The sequence below is a fragment of the Pseudanabaena minima str. Chao 2107 genome, assembly GCF_051131155.1.
Taxonomy (GTDB): Bacteria; Cyanobacteriota; Cyanobacteriia; order Pseudanabaenales; family Pseudanabaenaceae; genus Pseudanabaena; species Pseudanabaena minima.
Genome location: NZ_CP159508.1, coordinates 2460097 through 2485266, shown reverse-complemented (window position 1 = coordinate 2485266; position 25170 = coordinate 2460097). Strand labels below are relative to the sequence as shown.

At 43.0% G+C, this 25170-nt stretch carries 19 protein-coding genes; 6 read left to right on the top strand and 13 right to left on the bottom strand.

What is annotated here, in order from left to right; translation table 11 throughout:
- Window positions 1–316 precede the first annotated feature (316 nt).
- Entirely contained in the window at window positions 317–622 is a 306-nt protein-coding gene (gene rpsN, locus ABM313_RS11290) for a 30S ribosomal protein S14 (RefSeq protein ID WP_094531335.1), read from the top strand.
- Window positions 623–807: 185 nt separating this feature from the next.
- On the opposite strand, the gene ABM313_RS11285 is transcribed toward rpsN, so the two are convergent.
- The 4 genes from ABM313_RS11285 to ABM313_RS11270 all read right to left on the bottom strand — a co-directional run bounded on the left by ABM313_RS11285 (window position 808) and on the right by ABM313_RS11270 (window position 4427).
- Window positions 808–1203 (bottom strand): VOC family protein, encoded by a 396-nt coding sequence (locus ABM313_RS11285; RefSeq protein ID WP_434688037.1) that lies wholly within the window; start codon window positions 1201–1203, stop codon window positions 808–810.
- Window positions 1204–1356: 153 nt separating this feature from the next.
- Window positions 1357–2097, bottom strand: coding sequence for a WecB/TagA/CpsF family glycosyltransferase (locus tag ABM313_RS11280; RefSeq protein WP_434688035.1), 741 nt, complete (start codon window positions 2095–2097; stop codon window positions 1357–1359).
- A 167-nt stretch (window positions 2098–2264) separates the two neighbouring features.
- Window positions 2265–3851 (bottom strand): FAD-binding oxidoreductase, encoded by a 1587-nt coding sequence (locus ABM313_RS11275; protein ID WP_434688034.1) that lies wholly within the window; start codon window positions 3849–3851, stop codon window positions 2265–2267.
- A gap of 45 nt (window positions 3852–3896) precedes the next feature.
- Window positions 3897–4427, bottom strand: a complete 531-nt coding sequence (locus ABM313_RS11270; protein ID WP_434688032.1) for a hypothetical protein — start codon at window positions 4425–4427, stop codon at window positions 3897–3899.
- Between the two features lie 257 nt (window positions 4428–4684).
- On the opposite strand from ABM313_RS11270, the gene ABM313_RS11265 reads away from it, so the two are divergent.
- The gene (locus tag ABM313_RS11265; protein WP_434688030.1) at window positions 4685–6121 is read left to right on the top strand and encodes a WGR domain-containing protein; all 1437 of its coding nucleotides are present in this window, start codon (window positions 4685–4687) and stop codon (window positions 6119–6121) included.
- A gap of 210 nt (window positions 6122–6331) precedes the next feature.
- Here ABM313_RS11265 and ABM313_RS11260 read toward each other — a convergent pair whose 3' ends face one another.
- Genes ABM313_RS11260 through ABM313_RS11250 form a run of 3 tightly spaced genes read right to left on the bottom strand, consistent with a single transcriptional unit; the run spans window position 6332 to window position 10134 of the window.
- On the bottom strand, window positions 6332–9391 hold the full coding sequence (locus ABM313_RS11260) for a type I restriction endonuclease subunit R (RefSeq protein WP_434688028.1): 3060 nt from the start codon (window positions 9389–9391) through the stop codon (window positions 6332–6334).
- A 15-nt stretch (window positions 9392–9406) separates the two neighbouring features.
- On the bottom strand, window positions 9407–9745 hold the full coding sequence (locus ABM313_RS11255; protein ID WP_434688026.1) for a XisI protein: 339 nt from the start codon (window positions 9743–9745) through the stop codon (window positions 9407–9409).
- A 2-nt stretch (window positions 9746–9747) separates the two neighbouring features.
- Complete coding sequence (locus tag ABM313_RS11250; RefSeq protein ID WP_434688023.1) at window positions 9748–10134, bottom strand: helix-turn-helix domain-containing protein; 387 nt, start codon at window positions 10132–10134, stop codon at window positions 9748–9750.
- A 179-nt stretch (window positions 10135–10313) separates the two neighbouring features.
- Between ABM313_RS11250 and ABM313_RS11245 the strand changes: the two genes are divergently transcribed.
- Complete coding sequence (locus ABM313_RS11245; protein WP_434688022.1) at window positions 10314–11438, top strand: Fic family protein; 1125 nt, start codon at window positions 10314–10316, stop codon at window positions 11436–11438.
- A 310-nt stretch (window positions 11439–11748) separates the two neighbouring features.
- On the opposite strand, the gene ABM313_RS11240 is transcribed toward ABM313_RS11245, so the two are convergent.
- Window positions 11749–13047 carry a restriction endonuclease subunit S gene (locus ABM313_RS11240; RefSeq protein WP_434688020.1) on the bottom strand — a complete coding sequence of 433 codons (1299 nt, stop codon included), beginning with the start codon at window positions 13045–13047 and terminating at the stop codon, window positions 11749–11751.
- The gene (locus ABM313_RS11235; protein ID WP_434688018.1) at window positions 13044–15266 is read right to left on the bottom strand and encodes a type I restriction-modification system subunit M; all 2223 of its coding nucleotides are present in this window, start codon (window positions 15264–15266) and stop codon (window positions 13044–13046) included. Before ABM313_RS11235 ends, ABM313_RS11240 begins: the two co-directional genes overlap by 4 nt.
- Before the next feature lie 141 nt (window positions 15267–15407).
- On the opposite strand from ABM313_RS11235, the gene ABM313_RS11230 reads away from it, so the two are divergent.
- Window positions 15408–17438 (top strand): DNA alkylation repair protein, encoded by a 2031-nt coding sequence (locus ABM313_RS11230; RefSeq protein ID WP_434688016.1) that lies wholly within the window; start codon window positions 15408–15410, stop codon window positions 17436–17438.
- A gap of 27 nt (window positions 17439–17465) precedes the next feature.
- Here ABM313_RS11230 and plsY read toward each other — a convergent pair whose 3' ends face one another.
- Both plsY and ABM313_RS11220 read right to left on the bottom strand, forming a co-directional pair.
- A complete protein-coding gene (gene plsY, locus ABM313_RS11225) occupies window positions 17466–18122 on the bottom strand; it encodes a glycerol-3-phosphate 1-O-acyltransferase PlsY (protein ID WP_434688014.1) in 657 nt (218 codons plus the stop codon).
- Window positions 18123–18299: 177 nt separating this feature from the next.
- Window positions 18300–18506: a hypothetical protein gene (locus ABM313_RS11220; RefSeq protein WP_434688013.1), complete on the bottom strand. Its 207-nt coding sequence runs from the start codon at window positions 18504–18506 to the stop codon at window positions 18300–18302.
- Between the two features lie 318 nt (window positions 18507–18824).
- Here ABM313_RS11220 and ABM313_RS11215 point away from each other — a divergent pair, with 318 nt between their 5' ends.
- Window positions 18825–20507 (top strand): DUF6930 domain-containing protein, encoded by a 1683-nt coding sequence (locus tag ABM313_RS11215; RefSeq protein WP_434688011.1) that lies wholly within the window; start codon window positions 18825–18827, stop codon window positions 20505–20507.
- A 64-nt stretch (window positions 20508–20571) separates the two neighbouring features.
- Window positions 20572–21630: a thiamine phosphate synthase gene (locus tag ABM313_RS11210; protein ID WP_434688010.1), complete on the top strand. Its 1059-nt coding sequence runs from the start codon at window positions 20572–20574 to the stop codon at window positions 21628–21630.
- 181 nt (window positions 21631–21811) lie between these two features.
- On the opposite strand, the gene ABM313_RS11205 is transcribed toward ABM313_RS11210, so the two are convergent.
- Together ABM313_RS11205 and ABM313_RS11200 are read right to left on the bottom strand one after the other, a co-directional pair.
- A complete protein-coding gene (locus ABM313_RS11205) occupies window positions 21812–22642 on the bottom strand; it encodes a response regulator (protein ID WP_434688009.1) in 831 nt (276 codons plus the stop codon).
- Window positions 22643–22678: 36 nt separating this feature from the next.
- Window positions 22679–25168 carry an ATP-binding protein gene (locus ABM313_RS11200; protein ID WP_434688008.1) on the bottom strand — a complete coding sequence of 830 codons (2490 nt, stop codon included), beginning with the start codon at window positions 25166–25168 and terminating at the stop codon, window positions 22679–22681.
- Window positions 25169–25170: the final 2 nt, after the last annotated feature.

The window sequence follows — 25170 nt, the reverse complement described above, 5'->3', positions numbered from 1 at the left end:
GCTATTTCTTGGTTTTATATGTCTGTTTCTTTGCTGGGAAGGGAAACGTAAAACCAAAAGAAGAGTGGCGGCGCAAAGCGCCACCACTCTTCTTTTGGTTTTGATTTGTCTTAATGCAATAGCAATTTCGGCATTGAAAACACCAAAGTTGTTTTTTGAAAGCCCACCAACGGCAGGCTTTCAAAAAACAATTTTTTATAATGAGAATTGCTGAATAAATTGGCTATAAATTGACGATTTAGGTTATGATCGGTAACTGTCGCGAATTGTATTAAATTTTTAGACTTTTACCTCTACATCACCTGATAGAACCGCAATGGCTAAGAAAAGCATGATCGAGCGCGAAAAAAAGCGCGCTAAGTTAGTTGAAAAATATGCAACTAAGCTCGAAGCACTCAAAGAAAAGTTTGCCAGTCCTGAACTGACACAACAACAAAAAGTTGCTGTACACCGTGAAATCCAACAAATTCCTCGTAACGCCAACCCTACCCGTCACCGTAACCGTTGTTGGGCTACTGGTCGTCCTCGTGGCTACTACAAAGATTTTGGTCTATGCCGTAACGTTTTGCGTGAGATGGCTCACCAAGGCTTGTTACCAGGTGTAGTTAAATCTAGCTGGTAGTTTTTGAGAACAAAAAAAGCCGTCACCAAACGGTGACGGCTTTTTTGTTTTTATAGCTAAGCAATTTTTACTTAAACCCACCCCCCAGAAGATGAGTGGCGGCGCTTTGCGCCGCCACTCATCTTCTGGGGGGTGGCATAATGTCGTAGATATTTTGTGTTTTGGTATGAGACTGCAAAGCAGTTTCAATTTCTTTTTTCCATTAGCTCAATTGGTAATCCATCAGGATCAGCGATAAAAGCTACTTGATAGGTGCGATCGCCTATAGTCTGCTCTCGTGGTGGTAATAACAATTTGACTTTGCCTAGTTTATTAACTAGCTCTTGCAAAAAAACTTGCAAATTTTCTACATAAAACGATAGGTGATAGTAACCCACATAATGCTCATCACCAAAGGGATTGGGTGTATTCTTCGGCTCAGGAACTTGCATGAGTTCGAGATTAGTTCCTGCACCCTTCATCCAACAAGCTAGCGTAATTCCTGCTGTAAAGCGCTCAGCTACCTCAAACCCTAACGCCTCATAAAAAGCGATCGCCTGAAAAATATCCGCAGTTTTAATCGAAGTATGGTGATGTTGCATAGTCTTTTTAAGTGTTAGGACTTAAGCTTTTAGCCAAGAACTCAAGTTCTTGGCTAAAAGCTTAAGTCCACTGAAGTGGACTACATAATGATTCTAAATAATTCTAAGCAACCCGTTTTAACGGGTTTAAGCTTTCAGCCTGTACTTGAAGGGCTAATGCGTGAGTCCTTTCTTGGGTTTGAATAGAGAATCTTTGGTGACGCACCAGACAAAATGCGGTAGAGACAGCATTCTTTTCCAGCGCCAAGGCTCTTGATAGAGTCGATATAGCCACTCTAGATTGTTATTACTAAACCATTCAGGGGCGCGAGTTTTTAGCCCCGACCAAATATCAAAGCTTCCACCCACGCCAATCCATACAGCATTAGGACAGAGATAACGATATTTTTGAATCCATAGCTCTTGACGAGGTACACCCAAACCCACAAGGATTAGATCAGGTTGAGAGCTTTGTAGCTGTTCGCAGATTTGCTGCTCGAGCATGTCATCAAAATAACCGTGATGCATTCCTGCGATCGCCATATCCGTCCATTTTTGCTGCCAGATATTGACCACAGTATCCACAACCTTAGGAGCGCCACCGATTAAAAAAATTCGCCATTGCTTTTCGGCGGCGACCTGTACAATCTGCTCCGATAGCTCAATTCCTGGACAACGATTGATCTTTTGACCTTGCGATCGCAGATACAGCACAATGCCTGAGCCATCGGGGACTACTAACTCAGCTTGCTTAATTACATTTGCTAAATCAGGATTTTTTTGAGCTTGCATGGTCATTTCTGCATTAATGGTGACAACATGCGTGCCTTGTCTAGCTTGTAGTCTCTGAGCTAGCCAATCTCGATAATTGTCATGAATATGTACGGGCAGACCAAGCACACCAAACTGACGCAAGGGATTTTCTCTCCAGATGTATTTTTGAATGGATATGATTAAGTTTTTATACTCATATCTCAACCTATTGGGCTATATTACCTAATTTTGAGACTTATACCAATTCACATGCCAAATATCTTTCTTGCAAATTAGTGGTGCGGCGCGAAGCGCCGCACCACTAATTCTTAATAGTCGCCACCTGAACCGTAGTACCATGCGTCAAGCTGGCGTTTCCATTGGTATTGTTGCTCAGGTAGAAGATTGGCGATTGCAGGTTCTACTTTTTGACCAATTTGATTTAAAAAGCTATATGCGCCCAATCCTAGATAATGCTTCAGCCAATCTAATAAGGTGGTAATGCCCACCTGTTGCATGATCTTTAAAACTAGTACAGGATCGGCTATAGACATGGCAAGCATAGTTTGGGCGAGGGGAACAAACTGCACCACATCTTGTAAAAATGGATAGAGAACCCGATCGCCTAGCTTCTCCATCGCCGTAAAAGTTACACCTAGCAAATAGTTAATGCGATCGCTTTCGATTTGTTGATTGACAGCAACACTCATCGATTTTTGGAATAGCCAAGTTACCGAGAGATTCGGCTGATAGGGCTGTAGCGATCGCAGATTAGTTTTAGACAATAAATCATGGCGCAAAGCCCTGTCAATTCCATCGGTCAAGCGTGATAAGTGTCTCACCATCGCTCCAAATCCGCCAAAACTAAGGGGTGATTGCATTCCTGAGCTATCACCTACTTGCAAAATTCGATCCCAAGGTGTTTGCAAAGGATTTTGTTTGTAGGATGGAAAGAAGCCAAAGAGAACTCTTTGAAATTTCAATTGACTAAGTTCTATTTCCTGATATTTCGGCAACCAAAATAGATAGTCTTCCATCAGTTGAGCAAAACTGGGACGTTGCGGATCAGCATCCACATAGGTAAACATATAGGTAGTTCTGCCATCTTTTGCAGGAAAGGCTTCCCAAAAATACTGACATTGATTTTGAATTGGTGTAAAGCTATAAATCAAATCACCATAGGATTTTTCGGGTATTCCCTTCGCGCAACTTCCCACTACCATACAGACTCCATCAGGTTTGATATTGCCCTGCGTTTGCGATCGCGCTTGCTTAGCGATCGGCGAGAAATGCCCCATCACATCCAACAATAATCGCCCCGTAATCCTCTTATTCTCCTTTCCTACGGGAGAGGTGCTAGGAGTGAGAACTTCTACAGAAACACCGTCAGCGTAGGCGATCGCCTGTTTAAATGCAGTTTGTTCAAATAACTTGCCGCCAGCATCTAAAAACTTTTGCTTCAGAACTTCCAATAGATAAACAGGATCAACGCCAATATTGAGAATATCCCGTACCCAGAGATCTTGACCACCTTGAAAGCTAACTCTAGCAGGATTATAAACAGTCGCGATCGCCGTTTTTAGTTCTGTTTCTGTGAGTAAATCTGACTCTAAAAATGCGTTTAATTCTTTCCGCGAAATATTCCATTCCTGTTCTCTACCCCGCAGTATCCCCTGTTCAATAATTGCCACTTGCCAGCCTTTGCGCTGCAACGCACAGGCGATAAATATGCCCAATGTGCCACCACAGACGATCGCATCAAAATCTTTGTCGCTTAACTTCTCCTGTGAGGTATGGACTACCTTGGTGATCGCTTGATCACCTTGACGATAACTTTTCCAAAATGCATCCATGCGTTCTAACTGCGATGGAACTTCCACAGGCATTTGAGATCGCACGGTTTCAAATAAAGACATAATATTCCAAAATAATAAATGTCGGTTTCGCCGACATTTATTATTTTAGAGTTTATAACGAGGATCACAATAGTCGCGCAACCACTTATTTGTAGCATCGGCGATCGCTGCATCACTGACATCCACAGGGGGGGCTTGTCCATTTCGCATAAAGGCAATCGCTAGTCGCCAACCATTAGAAGTAGGAACTAAAAATAACCAATAAGCCCGTTGTGATGTTGCGGTTTTACCCGTTTGCCTTTCGAGGATCGATAAAAATACCTGCTGCGGGAGGCGATCACGGGCTTGATCGGGTGCAAGGGGCAAAGGCTCCAACTCTGGTTGACTGATGGTCATCACCTCACGTTTAATCCGCAAACGACTATAAACGCGATTGAGATAGTCGGGTAAATCCTTAGCAAGAGCCTTACTTAAGCTCGGAAAATCCGCAGGACAGGTGCGGTTATTAATATAGGTTTCAGCTTTTGCAGGAGTAGGGATACAGGTAAATGCAATTAGGGCGATCGCCGCCGCAAACTTGGACAATTTTTCGATGGGATACAACCATCTTTTGGGTGGTCGGTAGTTTGTCATCATGCTCTAAGAATATAGTTCAAACAAGCGATCGCGCAAATAGCTGAATTGAAGTTTTGTAAGGCAACTGCTCGTTAAGTCAAGCAATCGGGCAAAATTGGTTATACCAAAACAAAAAATGGCGTAGCCATTTTTTGTTTTTAAAACCCTTACTGGGTTTGGTTTTCAATTCACAAAAGTGTTGCTACACTTTCGTGAATTGGTATTAATCCAGTCAGCACATACAAGTCAACATGTAGGCGATCTCCGCCAGTAAAACTATGAGTTTAGACATCACTTATCTAGAACTATCGGAAGGCGATCAAGGATCGCACAAGTTCTATGAGGTCATCGTGGAGGGTGCGGAGGTGCGAATTCGCTACGGACGCATTGGCGACAAAGGTCAACAACAAAATAAAACCTATCCCACTGCTGAGAAAGCACATGCCGAAGCAGCCAAAAAAATTAATGAGAAAAAACGCAAAGGTTATGCCCCAGCGGTGATGGGAGAACGTCAAAAGCGATCCGTTACCCGTCGTTCATTAGTAAGTGTGGCTTCTACCGCAACCCGCGCCCCGATTTTATGGTCATTTCGGTCTAGCTCGGCGGCTTTTGGTATTTTTATCGACAGCGATCGCTGTTGGCTGGGAAATCAACGGGGACAAGTGTTTAATTTAGATCACCAAGGGCAGATCAATAACCAGTTCCAATTGCCTGAAGGGGTGAAATGTATAGTTGCCGATGATATTTGGATTTACGTGGGTTGTGATGATGGTAATGTTTACGACCTCAGCGGCAAATTACCTCGTCTCGCCTACGAAATCGATCCAAATATTGACATTTACTGGCTCGATATTTACGACGGTACGCTAGCGGTTTCCGATGCCAATGGCGCGATCGTCAAGATCGAACCAACAGGGGAGCAATGGACAAGACTCAGCCAAGGACAAGCAGGCTGGATGGTACGTTGCGATGGGACAAACCTCTATCATGGACATCATGGAGGCGTAACCGCCTACGATTTAGACGCAGGAAGGCAACTATGGCAACAAAAGACTAATGGTGCAGTTCTCTTTGGTTGGTTAGAAGGAGAAGGTGTCTATGCAGGAACTTCTGCGAAGCAACTTTATCGCTTAAGTAAGCAGGGTGAAGTTGAACAAATTTATACCTGTGATGCTTCCGTCTATTCCTGTGCCACTTCCAAAGGTGGTAAGTATGTCTTTGCAGGAGATAGTTCTTCTTCGATCTATTGCTTTGAAACATCAGGTAAGCGGCTTTGGAAATTGGGAACGGGTTGTGGTTCAGCCCTCTCGATGCAGTTTTTAGGCGATCGCCTCTATCTCGTAACTACCGATGGCGTTTTGGCATGTGTCGATGCTTCGACTGAGGCGATCGCCTCGGCGCAGACAGGGCAACTACCACAAACTCGACAAATTCAGGCTAACCCTTCTACATCAGCGGTTTCCGTAAATACACCGATTGAGACGACTAGTTCCACTAGTTCGATCGCATCAGGACAAGGGGTAATTGTCGAGTGCTTCCGAAAAGGTAGTGAATTGAGGGTACGGGCTGTTTCTGACGGATACAATTCTGATTGGTTTGTGCAATTCCCGCGGGATATTCGGGAAGAGGGTGCAAGGTATTGGGTGCAGGAGTTGCGCGAGTCAGCGCGAGGTGGTTTCTATCGGGTCTATGGAGATATTAAGCGTTATGTATAAATTTATTAGCTGGTGTTACGTGGATGGAATTCCTGCAATCATCTAAGTCTAGGACTGGAACGGGGGATTGCCCCTACAAAATCAAATTATTGGAGTAGGGGCAATCCCCCCGTGGTTGCCCTGTAATGCTTGCAGCAAGAGATTCATCATCTGAGTTCCACGTAACATCAGTTATTAGGTTAAAAGTGTTTGAGTGCAAAGCGCTGTAGGTTAACCTCCAACACTAGGCTTCCTGATTTTTTTCTTGATCGGATAAGAAATAGTTTTTGGGATGCGCGAATAGACTTGTTGTCCTAACCATTGAGATACTAATTCTTTGAATTCAGGGTCATTCATGTAACGGGCAAAAAGGTCTTCATTTAGTTCCATGCGCTCGATAAAGAGTGACTCTAGTACTTGGCTAAAAACAAGTTGAAATTTATCGATGGGATTAGCTTGGGCGGCTTGGGCGATCGCCTCGACTTGGGCGGCAACTTCAGTAATTTGGTCAAAAAATAACTGATCGGCTTCATTTAGCTCTTCTCCAAATCTTTCATTAATTAGATCGATGAGACGGGAGAGGGGAACATCACTTTCTCTAACTTTGCCACTGCCAACTTCTTTTGGTCCATCAAGTTTTGCTGCATAGCCGACCTGGAGGCTGATGGAGCCTTCGCTAATCTTTTGTAGGCGATAGTAGGCGAGTTGAACTTCATCGTCAAACTGATAGCCTGAACTTGATGTTCTTTTTGGTAATTTCAGAGCTACATGCTTGAGATAGGTGTATAGCTTTTCTAAGTCACTGTCTTGGTAGGGAATTACTTGACTTAGGAATGCGTAAAGGTTGCAAAAAGCCTGTACTTTACCGCGCCATAACTCAGCTTCGTCCTCTTGATTTTTGAGCCAATCCTGAAAGCGACTAACAGCTTTGTCGATCGCGGCATTCATGATTTTGTGATCGGCTTGGCTTTGAAGTTTTTTGGGTGCAAAAAATATTTCACAGAACTGGTCAATCTCTGGGACTAAATAAATTGCTGCTTCATTTAGTTCATTTTGAATTTGATAAAGGCGATCGGGATCGACCTCTTCACCCATAGTCGCGCCATCAAAATAGACTTTAAATGCTTTTTGAATTTCTTCAGGATCGTTGACAAAATCGAGAATAAAAGTTTCTTTTTTGAGAGGATGAGTGCGATTGAGTCGGGATAGGGTTTGGACAGCCTGTATACCTCCAAGTTTCTTATCCACATACATTGTGTGTAGCAAAGGTTGATCGAAGCCAGTTTGATATTTATCAGCAACCAGCAGCACTTGATAGTCTCTAGTGGCAAATTCTTCGGGTAAATCTTTCTCTCGAATACCGCCATTCATTTCTGGCTCGGTATAGGTCTTTTCGGGAATTTTGTCGTCAACTACGGTTCCAGAGAAGGCAACTAAGCTTTTGATGTCATAGCCTTTTTCTTTGATTAATTTATCGAAGGCTTGTTTATAGCGAACTGCTTCTAAACGTGAGCCTGTAACTACCATTGCTTTAGCTCGACCACCAATTTTATGGCGGCTGGAAGTTTGAAAATGCTCCACCATAATTTCCGTTTTTTGAGAAATATTATGGGGATGAAGGCGCATATAACGACTTAGGGCTTTAGCGGCTTTTTTGCGCTCAACATTTGGATCGTCTTCACAGGCTTTTAGTAGTCGATAGTAGGTTTTGTAGGTAATGTAGTTTTTGAGGACATCAAGAATAAAGCCCTCTTCGATCGCCTGACGCATGGTGTATTTGCTAAAGGGTTCGCCATCGCGACCAAAAATTTTTAGGGTTTTATGTTTGGGTGTAGCAGTAAAAGCAAAAAAGCTAATATTGGGCTGATTGCCACGCTTGACCATGCTGCGATACAGAGCCTCTAAGTCTGATTCGCCTTCTTCTGCGGCAAGTTCTTGGGCTTTTTGGTGTAATTCTTCGCCGCCGAGTACCTCTTTCAATTTGGTAGCGGTTTCTCCAGATTGGGAACTGTGCGCTTCATCAATAATGACGGCACATTTGCGCGTAGGTAATCGGCTTTTAGTTGCTTCACCTCGCGCTTCTGACATCTTGGCTAGTTGTTGAGCCACGAAAGGAAATTTCTGAAGGGTGGTGATGATAATGGGAACGGCATTTTCTAGGGCTTCAGCTAGTTGGCGCGAATCTTCTTCGATTTTCTGGACTACACCTTGGCGGTGATCGAATTGGTAGATGGTGTTTTGTAATTGTTGATCGAGAACTAATCTATCAGTGACGACAATGACGCTATCAAAGACGCGCTGATCATGAGCATCATGGAGCGATGAGAGGCGATGGGCTAACCAACTAATGGTGTTACTTTTGCCACTGCCTGCGGAATGTTCGATTAGATAGTTATGTCCTGTACCTTCGATCGCGGCGGCGTTAACGAGATCGCGCACGGCTTTTAGTTGATGATAGCGAGGAAAGATCATCGTTTCTTTTTTGACCTTTTTGCCTTCATCGGTGAGTTTTTCTTCTTCTTGGAGGTGGAGAAAACGGGAGAGCAAATCTAGCAAGCTATCGGGTTGGAGGACTTCTTCCCATAGGTAAGCGGTGCGGTAGTTCCGACCCTGTGGATCGGCTGGGTTGCCAGTACCGCCGTCTCTGCCTTGATTAAATGGCAAAAAATAGGTAGAAGTTCCTGCTAGTCGAGTGGTCATGTGGACTTCTTCGGTATCGACAGCAAAATGGACTAAGGTGCGCTTTTTGAAATCAAATATCTTTTCGCGTGGATCGCGATCGCTACGATATTGGGCGATCGCATCGGCTACGGTTTGATTGCTAAGGGGGTTTTTGAGTTCTAGGGTAATTAATGGTATGCCGTTGACACTGAGAGTAACATCAAGGGATTGTTGATTTTTGGGACTGAAATAAAGTTGTCGGGTGAATCCTAAAATGTTGGCAGCGTAACGGGCTTCTAGCTCTGGGTTGAGTCCGTGGGCTGGCTTAAAAAAGGCAATGCGGAGGGTTTTGCCATAGCATTTGAAGCCATGCCGTAGGGTGCTGAGGGAGCCATTGGTGTCCATCCATTTACATAGGGCGGTGATAATGCGATCGCCTGTTTTGTCACCATGAGCAATCTCTAATTTCTCCCAGACTTTGGGTTGGGTAAATTGGATAAAGGCGAGTACCTCATTTGGGAAAATGGCATTTTCGCGGTCAAATTCTTGTGAGAAATGACGATGATATCCAGATGCTAATAGAACATCGGCGATCGCATTTTCAAAGGCTTGTTCAGAGGTTCTATTCATGGCATTTTGAGGCTGTTATCCTACGGCGAATTCTGTGTATTGGCGGACGTATGGAGAATGGTAGGCAAGCACAATATCTTTACTGGGTACTCCCTTAGCTACAAGCTCATCAGCGATCGCATCTTCAGTTCCGTCATGTTGTACCCATATTTTGTCACCAATAATGTCAACATGGATCGCGCAGCCATAGATGCGGGTGTTGTTATTTTTCCAGCCTAAATTGATGAGTTGATAGTGATCGCCTTCGCGATCAAATGCTAATTGGCTTTGAACTGGATCGCTGATTGAGCGTAATTTTGCCCTTTTGATGAGTGATTCTTGGATTAATTGACGATACAAATTTATCTTATCCATAATTATCCCTTAAAAAATACTGAAGGGGAGAGGTTAAAAAAGTTAGCTAGTTTTTCGATATGTTCTACTGTGAATTTACGCTTTCCATTAAGGATTGCTGACACAATGGATTCTGTTTTAAAAATAGGAACTAGGTCTTTTTGTTGAAGGTTAAACTCATGGATTAGTGCCTTGAGTAACTCAACACCGCTTAAATCGGGAATGGATACATACTTTTCTTCATATTCATAAATCAGCATACCCAGAATATTTATGTAGTCTTGTTGTTCTGGTGTTATTTCATCAGCATCGACTATGCGATCGATCATCTCTTGGACTGCAAGTAAGTCTTTTTCTGATTTGATTGGTCGTGGTGGAAATATTTGTAAGAGCGTTGATGCTTTGCCCAAAAGTCAATAAGGCGCGATCGCGTAATGATGTGCATATATGAGATCTTAGCAAATTACGAAGCTGACTACAAGGGTGAGGATGTCAAAATTTAGCAAAATCTAGAATAAGGAAAGACACTATTTTAGTTTTTTGCTAAAATCTAAAATAAGCAACGTGGCTATTGTAGTTTTTTGAAATCGTGAAAAATTTTAAAGCTGGTACATACATACAACAAGGCTATTACAAAAGCTTTCAGCCCAACCCGATTAATCGGCTCTGGACACTGGAAAACATGGAAATTCAGAAGCTACTAGAGCAAGCTAATCGAGAAATCGGTAGGCTGGATATGTACTCTGAGTACATCCCCAATGTTGACCTGTTTATTAGTATGCACGTCCTCAAAGAGGCTACCCAGTCTAGCAAAATCGAAGGCACACAAACCAACATCGAAGAAGCTCTGCTCAATATTGAAGATGTACCACTCGACAAAAGAAACGACTGGGAAGAAGTCCAAAACTATGTGCAAGCAATGAACCAAGCGATCGCCCAATTGCATGACTTGCCCTTCTCATCGCGACTAATCCGAGAAACCCATCAAGTATTGCTCCGAGGTGTTAGAGGCAAACACAAACAACCAGGGGAATTTAGAAAAAGCCAAAACTGGATCGGCGGAGCCAGCATTGACGATGCTCGATTTGTGCCACCAGTGCATACCTCCATAGACGAGTTAATGAGCGATCTGGAACTCTTTGTCCATAATCAAGAGCAATATTTCCCTGAATTACTGAAAATTGCCTTAGTCCATTACCAATTTGAGACAATTCACCCATTTTTAGACGGAAATGGTCGAGTCGGTAGATTGATGATTACTTTGTACTTAGTTAGCCAAGGTATTCTCAAAAAACCGATATTGTACTTGTCGGATTTTTTTGAACGGAACCGATCGCTTTACTACGATAATTTGATGCGCGTTAGAGAACACAATGATTTATCGCAATGGTTCAAATTTTTTTTGGTTGGTGTGATCGAAACAGCTAAAAATAGCGTTACGACTTTTGACAATATCTTAAAGTTACAAAAGCAAGTCGATCAAAAAATTCAAACCCTACGCAGTCGCAGTGCCAATGCTCAAATAGTATTGAATTACCTATATCAAAGACCTGTCATCAATGCTTCGGAAATTTGGGAATTAACTTCCTTATCACCATCCTCTGCTTACAAGTTAATTGCTGATTTAGAAAGGTTTGCAATCCTTAAAGAAGTAACTGGCGGTAAAAGGGGGAAAATGTATGTATTTGATGAATATTTACGTTTATTTAACTAGGTTTGAGCATTAACCCAATTTGTTCTGTGGCGGCGGCGGTGATTAGGGCTGAGCATCAAGATTTAGCCCATAGTCAAGAATTGTAGGGGCAAAGCATTCCCACCACAATCTATAAGTTTTTAGATAATCTTCTTTTGGGAATGCTCTGCCCAAAACCTCACAACGCAGGGACAAATTGTCGGTAAAAGCACAGAGGGCTTAGCATTTGCATCGGGGTTTCTGTGATGAGGTTTAAAATTGTGGCGCAAATGCTAAGCCCCTACGCTGTAAATCATTGGGAACGTGAATAAAATTGTTGTTGATTCTGGAATCATGATGTCATTTCCTCCAGTGCGATTTGTCCTGTGACGGCGGCGGTGATTAGGGCGGAGCGGCGTTCTTTGAGAAGAGCGATCGAATCAGTAAGAGCATTTTCAAGTTCTCCAGTCTTTTGTTGCTCTTGGTCAAGGAAGTTTGTAATTTCTTTTTGCTCTTCTAGAGAGGGAACAGGAAAATGTATTGAAAGGAAACTTTCAGAATATAATCTTAGAAATCCTGATGATCCAGTACCTAAGCCTTTAGATGAAGAACGAAATAAAGCTCCCACCAGAGAAGTATTGAACAATGCTAAAAAATAAGGAATATGAATTAGTTTAACAATGTCAAAAACTGCATAATCAGGACTTACTAAGCCATTTTGAGGCGAGATTGCAATTAATCCCATTGAAGCCCGCATTCGATTAATTACCAATTGTCCCGTTTCAACCTTTTTAAACCCAATAACATCTTTAGGCTCTAAGATTTTGTCAGAAACATCATGATGAGGAACGAGTCCTACATGCATACGGAGTGAAAGTAATTCTTCTTCGCCTGTAGTTGTACGATTATCTACTTCTCGAAATAAACCTTTAGCACGTTCAATATTCCAATGTTGTGGAATATCGCCTAGCCAGTCTAGTCCCGATCGCTTAAAAGCAACATTAGGATCAAGTCCGCGTGTGACTGCGTGGCTAATTAGGGCTTCGCGTTTTTCTTCTAGCAGGGTGAGCATTTGCTCTTTGGCAGCGATGAGGTTGTCTATTTGTGTTGTTTCGCGATCGAGGAAATTGGTAATTACTAACTGAGTGGCTAGCGGTGGTAGAGGAAACTGAACTTTATGCCGAAATTCTGTATTTAAGCCAGGCTGAGCAGAACCACGAACTTCAAGATATATCTGCTCTTGAGCCATTCTTGATTGAATAACATAGAACCCAAATCTGGGAAGTACAGAGTTATCAAACCTGAGTATAAATACATGTTCATTTACTGCTATTTTCTCGTAGGGAAGTTCATCTGCAATAGCAGTTTTTCCGATTGTGGCTCCATCTTTTACAAGTAACACATCCATGTTACGAATGTGACCAGATCTCATTGAATTAAAATATTCAAAGGATACAAACCTTGGGTTTTCTGTTAGTAGCCACTCGCCTTTCCAACCAATATGTTCTCCGCCTATGCTTAATGCCTGACCTTCAAAACTGTCTTCTTTGCTATTTTCTCGTCCTCCACTTTCTAGAGACTTCAATACATACTTAATTCTTCGCCATTCCCACGAATTTGGTAAATTACAGAGATGATAATTATTATTCATTTTGTGACATCCTTTAGCATCTCTAAAATTCTATTTTCAACTTCTGCTAATTCCGCATCAATAACCTTCAAATCCCTCGGAGCCTGATACTTAAAAAACTCGCGATTAAAATTAATCTCATAGCCAACCTTCCCGATCGCACCGTCAAGCTCATCGCACAACTTGCGATCAGCATTAATCCAAGCATCACCCACATAGGGACGCACCTCCCGCAAAAAGAACGACACAATATCTTCCTTTAATGGCACATTCTCATTGTCCCGCAAACTCGGATCGGGTTCATAGGTGACGGAAGATCCCCCTAAATCCCCCTTGCTAAGGGGGACTTGACCTTTCTCTCCCTTAGCAAGCGAACCCTGTAATTCTTTCTCTTTCCCCCCCTTTACAAGGGGGGCTAGGGGGGATCTCTTAAACACCCCAAACACCCGATCCAACTCTGACTGAGAATAACTTGGAAAATCCGCCACAGACACTAAACCCTTTGCCCCCGTCGTCGCAATCACAGGCGCAGCGTCAGGATCAACAGCCGTAAAACAACTACGGAAAAACTGCTTTTGCTTAGCACCCTTAGCCCCAGCCGTCCAACCCACCTCACAATCCTTAAAAATACGCTGCACCTTTACCCAAACCTCATTCCAATCTAGATAAGGCTCATCGCCCAATGACCGTTCCATCTCAACAATCGGATCGTAAAGCTCAGGAAAAGCATTCAAGAAAACATCCTTCGCCTCATCCGTAACTTCAAACCGTAACCGCAACGGACGCTCCACCGTAATCCTGCGATAGCCAAAATCCGCATTATCAAAAATCTTAGAAGTCTCACAATCCCTAAACTCTCCATGCTCGCGAGTCAGCGTCTCAATAATCGCACTATCCAAATAGCGGCGCTTATCCCCCAAACTGCGTTTCATCGGTTGCCATCTGTCCCGACTATCGATTAATTGGATTTTGCCCTTGCGTTGCTCTGTTTTGCGATTCGTCACCACCCAAATAAACGTACCAATGCCAGTGTTATAAAACATCTGCTCAGGCAAAGCCACGATCGCCTCCAGCCAATCATTTTCGATAATCCAACGACGAATATCACTCTCACCCGAACCCGCACCACCCGTAAACAATGGCGAACCATTAAACACGATCGCAATCCGCGACCCCCGCTTATTTTGTTGCAGATCCTCTGAGGGCAAATACTCCTGCCGCTTCGACAACATATAAATCAAAAACAACAACGCCCCATCATTCACCCGTGGCAACTTTCCACCATAACCATTGAAATCCTTCCAACGACTAATCTCCTTCTGTTCCGCTTTCCAATCCACCCCAAAAGGCGGATTAGCCAACAAATAATCAAAACCCTCAATTTCCGCAAAAGGCGGCGCAGTCAACGTATTCCCAAATTCAATCCGACTATCCTTATGCCCCTTAATCAACAAATCCGAAGCCGCCACTGCAAACGATCGCGGATTGTAATCTTGTCCAAACACCTTCACGATCGCCTTTTGGTTATGCGCCAAAATCCAGTTTTGCGCCTCCGCCAACATCCCACCCGTGCCACAAGCAGGATCGCACACCGTCACAATCGGACTACTGCCCGTCAAGATATCGCCATCAGGCTCCATCAACAAATTCACCATAAGCTGAATCACCTCACGGGGCGTAAAGTGATCCCCCGCCGTCTCATTTGCCGCCTCATTAAACCGCCGAATCAAATCCTCAAACACCAGCCCCATCGTGATATTGTCCACGCGATCGGGATGCAAATCCATCTCCGCAAACTTAGCAACCACTAAATAGAGACGATTTGACTCCTCCATTTTCTCGATCTCTTTGTCAAACTCAAAGCGATCGAATATCTTGCGAATATTCTCTGAAAATCCATTAATGTAATCCTGCAAATGCCGCCCCACATTATCTGGATCGCCCTTCAAAATCTGGAAATCAAGGGGACTATGGTTATGAAAACCCAAGGATTCGCCATTTTTATCCTTAGCAATAAAATTCAATGTTGAGTCCACATTGGTAATCTTGCCACTTGCCTGAAGCTGAGCATATTTCTTCAATACCTGCGGCTTACTTGCCTCCAGCACCGAATCAAAGCGCCGCAACACCGTCATCGGCAACATCACCCGTTCATACTGTGGTGGACGATAGGGACCACGTAACAGGTCAGCAACAGACCAGATAAAGTTTGATAGGGACTGGAAACTGGCTGAACTCATACAGGCTTAGGACTAATATTTTGGGGCGATCAGTGTTCTATATTACAGCGCAAAGCTAAGTAAAACCCCAAAACCTTGTTTTGCAATGCTCTTAACTATCTATAAAATAAGTGTTTTAAGTCACTATGAGGAATAACCTCTATGTCTTACTTGATTCATCGTGCTGGCGATCGCTTGGTTTTAGAAAATACGCTCACAGGCGCATTAGTTGGATTGATGGTTTGTCCTAGTCCTAACGAGTCTCGACGCATGTTTGAATATGACTTTGGCTCAACGGAAAGTCGCAATTCGTTAGTTAATGTTGATGGATTCCCAGAGCTAGATTATTTGCAATTTTATGGTGTGGAATCTCTTGATTCTTCACATTATGCGCTCTGTTATCGCGATCAGTCATGGCAGCATCTTCGTCACTTATTCTATGCAGAAGGAAAAGCGATCGGATTTAATGCCAATAAGTCTCCATCAGGCTCAACAATTAATCCCATTTGGCAACATACTCCAACCAATGAGAAGGGAAGTTGGAAGTTACCCGCATGGGCTCTATATGCCAATCACCAAGGTGTATGGATGGGGAATCGCGATGGTTTAGTTATTGCTTTTGATCATCAAGGACAGATAAGCAATCAGTTTCAATTGCCAAAAATAACTCGTTGTTTAATCGCAAATGAGCAAAGTATCTATGCAACCTGTGATGATGGCAATCTCTACGATCTCGGTGGCAAATTACCACGAGCCGTCTATAATGCTCGCTCAGATGCAGTTTCCATTTGGTATGACTTTCTCATTTATGGGTTGGATTACGATCGCGATCGCTTCCATATTATCGATTTTTATGGACGAATTACGCAGTTAGATGCTCAACTGCAATTGCAATGGCAAAAACAAGTCAATCAAGGTCGTTCTTGGTTCTTTCAAGCGGATGATTATGCGATTTATCAAGGACACAATCAGGGAGTTAGCGCCTATGCGATCGCCTCTGGAAAGTTGCTCTGGAGTTGTGATACTGCGGCTGTGTTGTGTGGGGTTCTCACTGAAGATACGGTAATCGTAGGCACTAGCGATTGCCATATTTACGAACTATCCAAAACAGGGGATATCAAGGCAAAAAACAACGAAATCAAAATATTTGCGGTCTGTGATGGAGCGCCCTATGCTTGTGCAATTTCTGAGGATCAACAGGTGATTTTTGTTGCCGATCATCAGGGTGGTCTATACGCATTTAACCGTCGTGGCGACAAGCTTTGGCAGCAGTCACTAAGCTGTGGGGTCATCCTATCTATGTGTTGTGTAGGCGATCGCCTCTATGGAACTACCACCGAAGGCACAATCCTGTGCTTGGCGATCCCATCAGCCATGCCCGCAACACCGATCACCCCACCGCCTCAGCATCTAACAAGTATGCCATCCCCTTCTGCATCTATCCCCAAACGTAATCGTCGTAAACAAGAGCCTGCTCCTATTAGTACGCTCAGTTCTCTGCAAACCGATCTGCAAGCGCTAGCCAATCCCCAGAAAGCGATCGCCCTTGCTCGTTATTTCCAAACAGGACAAGGACAATATGCTGAAGGCGACCGCTTCTTAGGAATTACCATGCCTGAGCAGCGGAAGCTTGCCAAAAAGTATCGTGACTTAGGTTTTGTAGAAATTTCAGAACTTCTCAGCAGTGAATGGCATGAATATCGATTGACTGGGCTGTTGATTTTGACCTATCAGTTTGCGAAGGCAACGCCTACCCAACAGCAAGCGATTGTCGATTTCTATCTTGCTAATACCCATGCCATTAACAATTGGGATTTAGTTGATGTGACTTGTCAGCCAATTTTGGGGATGTATTTATTGCAGCGCGATCGCCAAATTCTCTATCAGTTGGCAAATTCTGCAAGCCTTTGGGAACAAAGGATTGCTATTGTCACAACGGGTAAATTTATTAAGCATGGACAATACCAAGACACCATAGCGATCGCTGAATTATTGCTACAACATCCTCATCATCTTATTCATAAAGCCGTAGGCTGGATGTTGAGGGAAGTTGGGAAACAGGATCGTTCTGTCCTATTGGAATTTTTAGATCAACATGCTAGCCAAATGCCCCGCGTGATGTTGCGCTACGCGATCGAGCATTTTGATCAGCCTCAACGACAAGCGTATTTACAGCGCTCTGCGCTTAAATAGGTAAAGGGTCGTGAAGCGACCCTTTACCTATTCTGGTTTGCTTTCAGTTTTAAAACTTAGCTCTGTGCCATTGAGAATACGCTCAATGTTGGAACGATGTAACCAAATTACAAAGATACAGCCCACCGTCACAAAACCCGAATAAACTATATTTCCCTGCAATATCCACATCAAAACTGGGGCAGCAGTAGCCGCAGAAATGGAGCTAATCGAAACAGTACGCCAAATTGCCATAGTCGCCAACCAAATACTAAAAGCAGCGATCGCCACGATCCAATTCAACATACACAAAATCCCTATCCCCGTCGCCACAGACTTACCACCCTTAAATCCTAACCACACTGGACGGCTGTGACCAATCAGCGCCAGCATCCCTGCCCCAATCACAAATAGGGATAGATTATTAGTAATCGGTGCTTGAGTATAGCCAAACGTTGAAGCCAAGAGCGTTTGCAAGTAATTTGCGGACTGCATCATGTAAATGGCGATCGCCCCCTTGGCAAAATCAACTAGAAATACACTAATCCCAGCAAATTTACCCACATTGCGCCAGACATTTGTAGCTCCTGTCGATCCTGAGCCAAGCTGACGAATATCAATACCAGCCATCCGCCCCACCAAATACCCAGTGGGAAAAGATCCTAAAAGATAGGCGATCGCAAGCAACAGATAGGGAAACCACATAAGCTGTATTTCATAAACAATAGGGGCTAGCGCAAGCGCTACCCCTATTCTCTAATATTGTGGTAATTACAGCGCTTTGCGCTTTCTGAAAACTAAAGAAAAAATCTTAAAGCCCCACAAAATAGGGCTTTAAGATTTTTCTTTGCTAAAAAAAGAGACACTTTGCGCCTTCTTTCTTTAATCGATAGAAATAGACTGTGGACCATCGTTTTTGCCATTGTTGCTATTAGAAGCAACTGAAGTTGGTGTTGCTCCTTGCTTTTCTAGCCAACCTTTTAGAGGATCTTGTTGGAGATCGAGCTTGAGAAAGCCCGAAACGAGTCCACCAAAGAAAGCAACAGGTTGCCCTAAGAACTCATTGAGAATCGGTTTTAGCTCGTCCATAAAAATGCAGAAATATATTTTGGGTTATTTAGTTATCGGTTACCGCCTTTTGCAAGCAAAAGGAATACAAAGGACTTTTTAAAAGTTCTTTGAGCTTGATTACAGCACTTTGCACTGCAATTTTTAGGTCGTACCTATAGCAATTGTATCTTTAAAATCTGGAAAGTTGAAAGGATTACATTCCTCTAGGCTACTTTCACTCTAGTGATTGCTATAATTTCTGATCAAATCTAGCAATTTCTCGCCATATCGTAGTTAAATCGATCAATGCACTCTTACTAATTTCTGCAAGAGTGGCAAATCTAGAGAATATTTTCGATGACCACGCTAAACCGATCTACTCTTCGTCGCCTCAAAAAACTCAAGCAGTCATCTGCGGTTTGGGAAGGTGATCGTCGTGCTTTACCCGCTAAGATCCGCCAACCGCAAGACTCTTCCAATATTATCCCCCTTCACGCCCATGATGAAGAGTCTAAGCCCCATTGTATTTTGTGGGTAGATGGCTCGATGGGAATGGTACGTTCTATGGACGTAGTTGATTCGGCTGTGGGGCAAGAAGCTTTTGTTCGTGCTTTATTGCAAGCAATTGAACATCCCCAGAGTCCTGCTCAGCCATCCTTGCCCCAAAAGATCTTGGTATGCGATCGCGAACTCCAGTTCTATTTGCGCGGAGTGCTACAGGACTTAGGAATATCAGTTGAATATGTCGAGCGATTACCTTTAATTGACGAGATATTTTCACATATTTTGGAAAGTTTTACAGCTAATCCGCCTGTTGTGCCAGAGAAGTTTGCACCAGCTTTGCATAAGCAATCTGAGCATTTATGGCGAAATGCTCCTTGGAATACGCTTTGGGACCATCAGGTAATTTCAATCAAGCTCGATCATTGGGATCTCGACACCCTTTATGCGATCGTTATGGGCAAAATGGGGCTAGAGCAGGGCGTAATCTTTTACCGTTCTGAAGAGTCATTAGTCAAATTTCGGCATCGAATTGTATCAGGCAGTTCTGAAGATGAGATCGAAGAGACGTTTTTGCATCAAGACTGCTTATTTAATCTCTTTGAAACCCCTGAGCTAGAAATGGAAGATGATTTTCCTCCTTTGCCATTTCGCGGCAAAATCAGAGCTGTACCTGCGACAACCACGCCGATGAAGCCGATCTATGGGGCTTTACATCCTCTGGAAGGTGGTAGACCCTATCTCTATGACGAAGAGGCGATCGCTTTAACCGTTGCCCTTGAGGCTCTAAATAAGTTTTGGGAACAGCATCATAAGCGCTTGAATGCTAATTTTGGTAGTCTCTCAGGCACTTATACGATCTACGCACCCAGCCTTGATAGTGATGTTGAAGAATCAATCAAAGTGGTTGTCAAGACCATGCCCGATCTGGCTAATGAGTTACATCAATTAGTCGATGAAGATGACGATGATGATGATGCACCCTTAATCAATGAGGATCTCTGGCCAGAAAATGCCCTGATCCATATGATGACCATCCCTTGGGAACAGGTAGATTTTTTACGCAATGCGTCAATTCATCAGCAGTTGTCTGATGCTGTTACAGCGATCGCCCCAGCCCGTAAAGGTGAAGGCTTACCTGGGCTAATGATTCAAACTTCGCGTCCCAAAGCATTGGAACTAATTGAACAAATTAACGAGTTTGATGGTATTCAGTCTTTGTGTTTTAATCCTGCTGAAGATATTTTTGGTAATGCTTGTCAGCTTGGTTTAATGGTGATGGGTAATGATGATCTCCATCTCTTTGGCGAGTTTGACAAACAAACCCTTAATGGTGAACACCACAAACGTTGGAAACAACGCGCCAAAACCACTAAAGGCAATGTCTGTGTAATCATCGCGATGGGTATTACTGGGGCTTCTCGCGGTAATCCTGCACCGCATCATATTTTGGGCTACTACGAAATCAAGATCATCGACGATAAAGAATTAGGCTTAGGCAAGTTACGCGCCGAACCTGCCTTTGACTTTGAATTTTAACCAAATGTAAAAGTAGAGGCAATTCATGAATTGCCTCTACTTTTGCGTATCACCCTTTGTTTATATGTCTCAACAGATCATTTATCGCATCCTCGATGCTAACCTCGATCGCGCCCGTGAAGCCCTACGTACTATTGAAGAATGGTGTCGCTTTGGCTTAGAAGATGTGAACTTGTGCGATCGCTGCAAACACATGCGCCAAGAACTCGCTCAATGGCACAAAGAAGAATTTCGTCGCGCCCGTAATACTCCCGATGATCCCGCCACAGGATTGAGCCATGCAAATGAGTCTGTGCGTGCGGATATCCAAGCGGTTTTAAGAGCGAATATGGGACGCTTACAGGAAGCGCTCAGGGTTCTAGAAGAATATAGCAAAGTCGTTGCTCCCACTATGGGAGAAGCAATGAAACAAATGCGCTATCAGGTCTATACCCTTGAGAGTCAATTATTGACCCATGAAGTTACCAATATTGGTGAAATTCGTCGCCAAAAATTACAAGCTGCAATTTTATATCTAGTAACGATGCCTGTAGAAAATATTGTCTCTGTTGTGGAGTCAGCTCTCCAAGGTGGCGTACAAATCGTGCAGTATCGACAAAAAGATGGTGAAGATGGAACTCGCTATGCGATCGCGCAGCAGCTTTGTGACCTCTGCCATCAATACGAAGCTTTGTTTTTGGTTAACGATCGCGTTGATATTGCGATCGCTGTGGGAGCCGATGGTATCCATGTGGGGCAAACTGATTTGCCAGTTTCTGTAGTGCGCCAAATTCTGAATGCTAATGGTGGCGATGCATCACAGTACATCATTGGGCAGTCAACCACCAATCCCCAAGAATTAGAGATCGCTCTAAATAATCAGGTGGATTATGTCGGTGTTGGTCCAGTTCATGCCACGCCCACAAAACCCAACAAAGCAGCCTCTGGTCATGAGTATGTCAATTATGCTGCTCAAAATGTCAATATTCCTTGGTTTGCGATCGGTGGTTTGGATGAACATAACCTAGCAGAAGCGATCGCGGCGGGGGCAAAACGAGTAGCTGTAGTCCGCGCCTTAATGAAAGCTGAACAGCCTGATCTAATTGCTAAACAAATGCGATCGCTTTTACAAACCAAAAATTAAATAGCGGCGCAACGCGCCGCTATTTAATTAAAAAAAAGGTGTTGGTATTGTACATATTTCTAATGTTATGGGTAGGGGCAAACCCCCTGTGGTTGCCCAGATCTCTACGGGGTAGGCACAGGGGCGCTACCCCTACATCCAATTAAATAAACTTTTCATGATGAATATGTGCAACGCATTTTTAGTTGGGTTGTTTTTTAGAAGTAATATCTCTAATCGTGACTGTAAAACCATCACCTAACTTAACTACGATTACCTGATACCAACCAACAGGTTCAGCAGAATAGTATATTTCTTCATCCAGAGGAACCCCAGTTTCTACCACATTAACTAAGCGCTCAAACAATTGGCGGTTAAATTTTTCTAGAAATCGCCTTAGTACTAATTTACCGATTAAATCCTCGCGACTGCGATCGAAGATTCTCGATATCATTGGATTCAGAACTAAGCAACGAAAATCAACAATATTACCTGTAATCGGATCACGAACAGCTTGCATCGCGGCAATACCATCGGACACACTATTTAAGACACTAGTAACCAAAGCTCTCGATTGATAGAGCATTTCTTCAGTTTCTTTGTGTCTAGCGATTTCGTCCTGTAGCAAGCGTTTCTGACGCTGAATTGTCAATTGGTTTTCGAGGCGGACTAATACTTCCTCGCTTTGAAATGGTTTACAAATATAATCAACGCCTCCAGACCAAAAAGCTTTCACTTTGTCAAAAACATCATCTAAAGAGCTAATAAAAATGACTGGGATATCACGGAGATCTTCATCATCTTTGAGTGCTTGACAGACTTGATATCCATCCATCTCTGGCATCTTGATATCCAAAAGAATCAGATCTGGTCGTTTTACCTTCGCTGTTTTAAGAGCCATCCGTCCGCTAGTTACACTGCGGACGCTATAGCCAAGGGTTAGCAATAAATCACTAAGTAGCTGTAAATTTTCTGGAAGATCATCTACTAAGAGGATATTGCCTGTTAGTTCAAGCGAAGGATTGTAGATCATGAATTAATGTTGCTGATATAAGCAGAGTGCAGAGAGCTATTCGATATATGTGGAAAGTAGAGGTTCCGTGAGATCAATTAGTTTCTCAAATTGGAAATTATTCGCTAGTTTAGTTAGCGATCGAATTAAGAAAGTTTCCTTGTCTGGAATTTCCCCAATTAAGTTTATAACAATATTTTTATCAGCTTCAAGAGCCGATCTATATAATTGCATAATCCAGCTATCTGGCATAACTTTTAAATTTTCAGAAGCTAATGATATTTCCGAGAAAAAATTACTATCATGCTCATGGGGGCGGATATTTTCGTACGTATACTTCACACCAAGATGTTTGGCAAGGGTATCAAAAATCATTTGTTCGCTAAAGGGCTTACGCACAAAATCGTCACATCCTGCTGAAAGCACGATCGCTCTTTCTTCTTCTAAAACACTAGCAGTTAAGGCAATCACAGCGGTGGCATTACCTTTAACTGTGGACTTAATGTGCTTAGTTGCCTCGTAGCCATCCATTACGGGCATTCGCATATCCATCCAAATTAAGTGTGGCTCCCATTGATCCCAAATAGCGATCGCCTCTAGTCCATTACTAGCTTCTTGGACTTCAAAACCCATAGGACTTAGCATCTTGACTAGCAATTGGCTATTAATGGGCTTATCATCAACCACTAAAATTCTGTAGTTGGGCTGATCAGGTGCAAGAGCTAATGTGCGCCTTTTTTGGCTTGGATCACTAATTAAAGGTGTACCAATTTGGGCTTGAATCTGAAACTGGAAAGTTGTGCCTTTTCCAAGTTCACTAGTAACCGAAATATCTCCACCCATCAACTGGACAAACCTGCGGCTAATTGCTAAGCCTAACCCTGTACCTTCTTGTTTCTCGCGACCAGCCTGAGCCTGAGAAAAGGAGGTAAATAGTTGAGGTAATTCTTCTGCGGCAATGCCCACGCCTGTATCTCTAATGCTGAAATTGAGGATACATTTATCGCTAACTGTATCGACCGTATTTTCAACTATATTTGTAGTAGTATTGGTCAAAGTAACTACGACTAAACCCTCTTTGGTGAATTTAATTGCATTGCCAATTAAGTTAAGTAAAACTTGACGCAGTTTAACTTCATCAGTGCAGATATAGCGAGGTACTTGGGGATCGCGTTCAAAGATGAGTTCTAAACCTGCATTAGTAGCTCGTAGCTGGAGCATATCTTCGATATCCTCCAATAGATGATCGAGATCAAAACTTTGAAGATGGAGAGTAGTTTTTCCTGCTTCAATTTTTGATAGATCGAGAATATTATTAATTAATGTTAATAAGTAATCACCACTGCGATTAATAATACTGGCATTTTCATAATGTTCTTTTGCGAGGTTGTTAGCTCGCATCATTAATTGAGAGAATCCAAGAACTGCATTTAGTGGCGATCGCAATTCATGACTCATATTTGCAATAAAAGTGCTTTTAGCTTGGTTTGCTGACTCGGCTTTAGCCGCAAGTTCTAGAGCTTTTGCTTCACTTTGTTGTAAATCGATCGTTCGATCTAAAACGCGCTTTTCTAGGTCAGTATTCGCTCTCTGCAAACTCAAATTTGCTTGCTTATTTTCATCAACGATCGCCAAGATCGCCAAGGTCATAATCGAAATCACCCCCATAAAAATTTGTAATAGCAGGAGTGAATCGCCCGTAGTAATCGCTTTATAAAATATCCCAAACTTATTAGCAGTAGCGATCGAAGCTGTCATCGATATAAACATGACAAACAAAGTCGTCAGTCTATGACCAAAGCGAAAAGCTGACCAAAGCAATGGTGGTAACAGAAGGTACTCAAGGGGTTGGGCTTCATAAAAAGAGAAATAGGACACCACAATTATGCTGATGAAAGCTCCCACTACTTCCCAACTAAGATAAGGATTGATTATCTGCTTCTGATTTGGTTTTAGCCATGTTAAAGCCAGTGAAGCAAAGATTAAAACACCAACCGAATCACCAATCCACCAAGGAAGTAAGAAGTTTGTAATAAAATTAGCACCTTCATATCTCCTAGTTAGGGCGTAGATGCCAACTCCAGTTATGGTTTGCAGAATCGTTCCACTAAATATCGAACAAAGTACAAATGTGACTACATGGCGAACTTTAAGGAATGGGTATGTAGTATGGGTAAACTTTAAAATCAGAGAAACTGTGATCAATGTGCCGATTGTGGAACCGATCGCTGCTCCTGATGCAGGTATCAAAACTCTCCACCAGTTTCTGTGTAAGTTATACAGCAATATTCCGCAAAACATCCCCAACCATCGCGATCGCCCAAAGAACAGGAGTAAGCCTACATTAAGCCCAGATCCTGGCCAAACAGGAGAAGGTCCCAAGGTTGAGAAAACTGTGTTAGCTGCAACCCAAGATGAAATAAAATAGGCAACTGTAATGCAAGCTGACTCAACCCACCAGCGCAGATTATGTACTTCTATCCCTAGTTTTGACAGATTCCACTGAGAGCTATAGGGCTTTTGAGTGGACAATTTGTTGCTTTCCATTG

Bases quoted from the DNA above. Each gene is read 5' to 3' on its own strand.
- ABM313_RS11230 (WP_434688016.1), top strand. From the start codon at position 15,408: ATGTCTTACTTGATTCATCGTGCTGGCGATCGCTTGGTTTTAGAAAAT.
- ABM313_RS11270 (WP_434688032.1), bottom strand. From the start codon at position 4,427: ATGATGACAAACTACCGACCACCCAAAAGATGGTTGTATCCCATCGAA.
- ABM313_RS11255 (WP_434688026.1), bottom strand. From the start codon at position 9,745: ATGGATAAGATAAATTTGTATCGTCAATTAATCCAAGAATCACTCATC.
- ABM313_RS11235 (WP_434688018.1), bottom strand. From the start codon at position 15,266: ATGAGTTCAGCCAGTTTCCAGTCCCTATCAAACTTTATCTGGTCTGTT.
- ABM313_RS11275 (WP_434688034.1), bottom strand. From the start codon at position 3,851: ATGTCTTTATTTGAAACCGTGCGATCTCAAATGCCTGTGGAAGTTCCA.
- ABM313_RS11215 (WP_434688011.1), top strand. From the start codon at position 18,825: ATGACCACGCTAAACCGATCTACTCTTCGTCGCCTCAAAAAACTCAAG.
- ABM313_RS11265 (WP_434688030.1), top strand. From the start codon at position 4,685: ATGAGTTTAGACATCACTTATCTAGAACTATCGGAAGGCGATCAAGGA.
- ABM313_RS11240 (WP_434688020.1), bottom strand. From the start codon at position 13,047: ATGAATAATAATTATCATCTCTGTAATTTACCAAATTCGTGGGAATGG.
- ABM313_RS11200 (WP_434688008.1), bottom strand. From the start codon at position 25,168: ATGGAAAGCAACAAATTGTCCACTCAAAAGCCCTATAGCTCTCAGTGG.
- ABM313_RS11260 (WP_434688028.1), bottom strand. From the start codon at position 9,391: ATGAATAGAACCTCTGAACAAGCCTTTGAAAATGCGATCGCCGATGTT.
- ABM313_RS11220 (WP_434688013.1), bottom strand. From the start codon at position 18,506: ATGGACGAGCTAAAACCGATTCTCAATGAGTTCTTAGGGCAACCTGTT.
- ABM313_RS11205 (WP_434688009.1), bottom strand. From the start codon at position 22,642: ATGATCTACAATCCTTCGCTTGAACTAACAGGCAATATCCTCTTAGTA.
- ABM313_RS11285 (WP_434688037.1), bottom strand. From the start codon at position 1,203: ATGCAACATCACCATACTTCGATTAAAACTGCGGATATTTTTCAGGCG.
- rpsN (WP_094531335.1), top strand. From the start codon at position 317: ATGGCTAAGAAAAGCATGATCGAGCGCGAAAAAAAGCGCGCTAAGTTA.
- plsY (WP_434688014.1), bottom strand. From the start codon at position 18,122: ATGTGGTTTCCCTATCTGTTGCTTGCGATCGCCTATCTTTTAGGATCT.
- ABM313_RS11210 (WP_434688010.1), top strand. From the start codon at position 20,572: ATGTCTCAACAGATCATTTATCGCATCCTCGATGCTAACCTCGATCGC.